Consider the following 4,732-nt stretch of genomic DNA (forward strand, 5'->3'; position numbering starts at 1 on the left):
GCCCCCCGGGGAGGGGGGGGCCCGCGGCGGGGGGGGGGGCGGCCCTCGCCCTTCCGCTCCTCGCCGTACCGGACGCCCACGCCGCGGCGGCCCCGGCGTTCGCGTACGGCGAGGCCCTGCAGAAGTCGCTCTGGTTCTACGAGGCCCAGCAGTCGGGCGAGCTGCCCGACTGGAACCGGGTGGGCTGGCGGGGCGACTCCGCGCTGGACGACGGCGCCTCGGCCGGGCTCGACCTGACCGGCGGCTGGTACGACGCCGGCGACCACGTCAAGTTCGGCTTCCCGATGGCGTTCTCCGCCACCATGCTGGCCTGGGGCGCGGTCGAGTACCGCGACGCCTACCAGGACTCCGGCCAGCTCACCCACCTGCTCGACAACCTCAGGTGGGTCAACGACTACTTCATCAAGGCCCACCCGTCGCCGAACGTGCTCTACGGCCAGGTGGGCAACGGCGGCGCGGACCACGCCTGGTGGGGCCCGGCCGAGGCGATGTCCATGGCCCGTCCCGCGTACAAGATCGACGCGTCGTGCGGCGGGTCGGACCTGGCGGGGGAGACGGCGGCGGCGATGGCCGCCGCGTCGATCGTCTTCCGGCCCACCGACCCCGGCTACGCCGACACGCTGGTCACCCACGCCAGGCAGCTCTACACCTTCGCCGACACCGTGAGGAAGAAGTACAGCGAGTGCATCACCGACGCCCAGAGTTTCTACAACTCGTGGAGCGGATACACCGATGAGCTGGTCTGGGGCGCGATCTGGCTGTACAGGGCAACGCAGGACCCGGCCTTCCTGACCAAGGCCGAGTCGCTCTACGACAGCCTCGGCACCGAGCCCCAGACCTCCATCAAGTCGTACAAGTGGACCATCGCCTGGGACGACAAGTCCTACGGCGCCTACGTGCTGCTGCACAAGCTGACCGGCAAGCAGAAGTACCTCGACGACGCCAACCGCTGGCTGGACTGGTGGACGGTCGGGGTGAACGGCTCCCGAGTGGCGTACTCGCCCGGCGGTCAGGCCGTGCTGGACCGGTGGGGGTCGCTGCGGTACGCGGCCAACACCGCCTTCGCGGCGCTCGTGCACAGCGACTCGATCACCGACGCCACGCGCAAGGCCCGCTACCACGACTTCGCGGTGCGGCAGATCGACTACGCGCTCGGCGACAACCCGCGCGACTCGTCCTACGTGATCGGGTTCGGGGCCAACCCGCCGAAGAACCCGCACCACCGCACCGCGCACGGCTCGTGGACGGACCAGATCTCCTCCCCGGTGGAGACCCGCCACACCCTGTACGGGGCGCTGGTCGGGGGGCCGCCCGAGCCGAACGACGCCTACACCGACAAGCGGGACGACTACGTGATGAACGAGGTCGCCACCGACTACAACGCGGGCTTCACCAGCGCGCTCGCCCGGCTCTACCGGGAGTACGGCGGGCCGCCGGCGGCGGGCTTCCCCGCCGAGGAGACGCCCGACGGGCCGGAGATCTTCGTGGAGGCCGCGGTGAACGCCACCGGCGCGACCTTCACCGAGATCAAGGCCATCATCCGCAACCGGTCGGCCTGGCCCGCGCGGGTGCTGGACGACGGCTCGTTCCGCTACTACTTCACCCTCGACGGCGCGACCACGGCCTCGCAGATCACCGTCTCGTCCGCGTACAACCAGTGCGCGGCCCCGACGCTGCACGCGGCCGGCGGCAGCACGTACTACGTGTCCGTCGACTGCTCCGGCCAGGACATCGCCCCGGCGGGACAGTCGCAGCACCGCAGGGAGGTCCAGTTCAGGATCGCCAGCTCCGGCACGTGGGACCCGGCCAACGACTGGTCCTACCGCGGCGTGGCCACCACGCCGGGCGCGACGCCGGTGCGGGTGGACAACATCACGCTCCACAGCGGCGCCACCAGGATCTGGGGGCAGCCGCCAGGACCCGAGGAGGAGGACGACACCCCGCCCGGCATGCCGGGCACCCCGGCCGTCTCCGCGATCACCGGCTCCACGGCCAGGCTGACGTGGACGGCGGCCACCGACAACGTGGGCGTCACCGGCTACGACGTCCACCTGGGAGGGGCGAAGGCGGGCACGGCCACCGGCACGACCTTCGACCTGACCGGGCTCACGCCCGGCACCGCGTACACGGCGCACGTCGTCGCCAGGGACGCGGCGGGCAACACCTCGCCGCCGTCCGGCGGCGTCACGTTCACCACCACCGACGAACCGGCCCCGACCGGCGGCTGCACCGCCGCGTTCAAGGTCGTCAACACGTGGAGCGGCGGCTACCAGGCCGAGGTCACGGTCAAGAACGCCCGCACCACGGCGATCACCGGCTGGACCGTGTCCTGGACCGGCTCCGGCACCATCACCCAGATCTGGGGCGGCAGGCACGCCGCTTCGGGCTCGGCCGTCACCGTGCGGAACGAGACCTGGAACGGCTCCCTGGCCCCCGGCGGCGCCACGACGTTCGGCTTCCTGGCCAACGGCTCCGGCGTCGTGCCCCAGGCCATCACCTGCACCCCTGAGGGGAGCACATGAGATCACGCCTCGCCGCCCTGGCGGCGCTCATCCTCCTGCCGATCGTCCTGATCAGCCAACCGGCGCACGCCGCCGTCGGCATCCACGTCAGCGGCGCGAACATCGTCGAAAGCGGCGGACAGAACCTGGTCCTCCGCGGCACCAGCCACCCGCACGCCTGGTACACCGGCCAGACCCAGGCGTTCCGCGACATCAAGTCGCTGGGCGCCAACGCCGTGCGGGTGGTGCTCAGCGGCGGCCGATGGACCCCGAACAACACCGCCGACGTGGCCAACGTCGTCTCCCTGTGCAAGCAGAACCGGCTGATCTGCGTCCTGGAGAACCACGACACCACCGGGTACGGCGAGCAGAGCGGCGCCTACACCCTCGACCAGGCCGCCGACTACTGGATCAGCGTCAAGTCCGCCCTGGTCGGCCAGGAGGACTACGTCATCGTCAACATCGGCAACGAGCCCATCGGCAACAACGCCGTCACCCCCGGGTGGGCCGCCGCCACCTCGGCCGCGATCCAGAAGCTGCGGACCAACGGCTTCGACCACGCGCTCATGGTCGACGCCCCCAACTGGGGACAGGACTGGCAGTTCACCATGCGGGACAACGCCAGGACCGTCTTCGACAGCGACCCCGACCGCAACGTGATCTTCTCGATCCACATGTACGGGGTCTTCGACACGGCCGCGGAGATCACCGCGTACCTGGACGCGTTCAGGACCGCGGGGCTGCCGCTGGTCGTGGGCGAGTTCGGGCACGACCACTCCGACGGCAACCCCGACGAGGACACGATCATGGCCCAGGCCGTGAGCCGCGGCCTCGGCTACTTCGGCTGGTCGTGGAGCGGCAACGGCGGCGGCGTCGAGTACCTGGACCAGGTGACGAATTTCGACGTCACCCAGCTCACCTCCTGGGGACAGCGGCTCTTCAACGGGACCAACGGCATCAGGGCGACCGCCCGCGAGGCCGCGATCTACGGTGGCGGCGGCCCGATCGACACCACCCCGCCGTCCACCCCCGGAGCCCCGTCCGCGTCGAACGTGACCGCCACCGGCGCCCGCCTCACCTGGACCGCCTCCACCGACGACGTGGGCGTCACCGGCTACGACGTCTACCGCTCCGGCGGCACGCTCCTCGGCCAGACGGCGACCAACGCGATCACCCTCTCCGGCCTCACCCCGGCCACCGCCTACCAGGTGTACGTGCGCGCCAGGGACGCGGCGGGCAACCAGTCCGCGTCGTCGCCGAACGGCTCGTTCACCACCCAGCCGGGCTCGGGCGGCGGCTGCTCGGTGACCCCCACGGTGCAGAGCCAGTGGGGCGACGGGTACGTCGTCCAGGCCGGCGTCACCAACACCGGCGCCTCGGCCGTGACGGGGTGGACGGTGACGTTCACGCTGCCCGCCGGCCACCGGATCACCGGCTCCTGGAACGCCGCCGTCTCCGTCAGCGGCCAGACCGTGACCGCGAAGAACCTCGGCTACAACGGCAACCTCGCCCCCGGCGGCAGTGCCGGCTTCGGCTTCCAGGCCTCCCGGCCCAGCGGCCAGACCAGCGTGCCGTCCGGCTACACCTGCGCCACCTGACCGACCCGTCCCCCACGCCGAGGAGGTGAGGCCCATCCCGATGAAGTGAACCGCCCCTGCGAACCCATCCCGCCCGGATGGCGCGAACGCGGCCGGCCTGAAGAGTCCTCCCCCTCCGCCGGCCGCGTTCGCTTGCGGGCCACCGCTCCTGCCGGTGCCCGCCCGCTTCCGCGGGGCCCGTCCTTGTCCGTCGGGCCGGGCCCCGTCTCTTCCTCGGACTGCTCGAAAGGTCCTACCTGGCCTGCTCGAACCTCGCCCGCGCGGCTTCGAGCACCGCGTCGTCGCCGAAGTCCGCGAAGGCCTCCTCGTGCAGGCGCTCGGGGATCAGCTCCCTGACCCGCTCCGGGTAGCCGTCTCCCGCGGCGGGCACCCGCACCTCGGTGTGGTGGCCGAGCCGCACGGCGAGCGGGCCGGCGACCCGTACGGACGTCTTCCAGTCCGTGCCGGGGCCGGTGATCGCGCACATGTGCCGGGCGTACACCCACTCCACCTCGGCCACGCTCCGCGCGCCCTCGGGGGCCACGCCGAACGGGTCGACGGCACAGATGATCTTCCCGGCGTCCTCTTCGAAGTGATGCCCGTGGTGGTGGTGCTCCTCGGGAGAGGACCGCTCCAGCAGCGCCGTCACCCGGG

General features: G+C 71.7%; 3 protein-coding genes. 2 read left to right on the plus strand and 1 reads right to left on the minus strand.

Annotation, left to right across the window (positions count from 1 at the left end):
• Both OUY22_RS35745 and OUY22_RS35750 read left to right on the plus strand, forming a co-directional pair.
• A partial coding sequence (locus OUY22_RS35745) for a glycoside hydrolase family 9 protein (protein WP_270159749.1) occupies positions 1-2,522 on the plus strand: 2,522 nt, incomplete at its 5' end.
• The gene (locus tag OUY22_RS35750) at positions 2,519-4,099 is read left to right on the plus strand and encodes a cellulase family glycosylhydrolase (RefSeq protein WP_270159750.1); all 1,581 of its coding nucleotides are present in this window, start codon (positions 2,519-2,521) and stop codon (positions 4,097-4,099) included. The genes OUY22_RS35745 and OUY22_RS35750, both read left to right, overlap by 4 nt.
• Positions 4,100-4,331: 232 nt before the next feature.
• Here the strand turns inward: OUY22_RS35750 and OUY22_RS35755 are convergent.
• On the minus strand, positions 4,332-4,732 hold a 401-nt coding region (locus tag OUY22_RS35755; RefSeq protein WP_270159751.1), incomplete at its 5' end, for a hypothetical protein.

Origin of the sequence: Nonomuraea corallina, assembly GCF_027620315.1 — a bacterium.
In the GTDB taxonomy this organism is placed as follows: domain Bacteria; phylum Actinomycetota; class Actinomycetes; order Streptosporangiales; family Streptosporangiaceae; genus Nonomuraea; species Nonomuraea corallina.